This window comes from Bacillus sp. JJ1503, from assembly GCF_036965125.1.
Classification (GTDB): domain Bacteria; phylum Bacillota; class Bacilli; order Bacillales; family Cytobacillaceae; genus Cytobacillus.
Window position 1 is genome coordinate 1 of sequence record NZ_JBALOZ010000377.1, and the last position, 858, is coordinate 858.

At 31.8% G+C, this 858-nt stretch carries 1 protein-coding gene; it reads right to left on the minus strand.

The features are described from left to right. Nucleotides 1–265 precede the first annotated feature (265 nt). The coding region (locus V7149_RS23175; protein ID WP_335347941.1) for a DUF4822 domain-containing protein at nt 266–858 on the minus strand (593 nt) is incomplete at its 5' end.

The window sequence follows — 858 nt, forward strand, 5'->3', positions numbered from 1 at the left end:
CCTAATATGTATCAAACTCCTACTTATTTTTTCAATAATCACGCCCGATTCTGGAAGATTAATTATGTTTCTTATTGAAGATAATCAATCCCACATTAGTTTTAGTAAAAAGCTTCACAACCTTTTGTACCAACCTTTCATTTTAGTTGAATCTCTTACTGTTTAAATTCGACAAAAAAATTTTAGTTAATTCTTTCTTTGTTAAACAAAAAGGGAATGGAGAAAAACATTCCCTTTTTGACTACATGCCAATCATATTTGAGTTTTATTTAGTAAATTTTGGTTTAAGGCCACCTTTATAGGGTTCATGTTCAACGAATACAGTTATGTCCTTGCCGTCTTTATCTTTACCAGTTCTTTTATACGTAAATTTATTATTATTAAGTTCGGTAAGTTCAAGAGCGGCTCCATACTTATTATCTCCAATTGAAACATGGGCTCTTATTTTATTTTCGTGTACAATATCGAAGTAGCCATAATCACCGCGGCTTTTGCCTGTTTCAACATTGAAAAATTCATATTTATTAGTCTTGTCATCAAATTTTGCTAGACTTATAAACATCGAATTATACTTTGTAACGTCATTGCCATCTTCATCTAATACCTTTGTTCCGTTCCAAAGGGTACTACCTAAAATTTTATCTCCATCAACGTCTTTAACAATATCTCCTGTAGTAGTGTCTAACTGCTTGTCCGGATCAGTAAAAGACAGCTCTTTTTCTTTATATGGAACATGTTCAACGAGTACCTCTACATCGTTGCCATTAGCATCTTTCCCCATTCTTTTATAAGTAAAAACATCTTTATTTAGTTCTGTCATGTCAACAACAGCTTGATAATTCATTGATTCTGAAATTA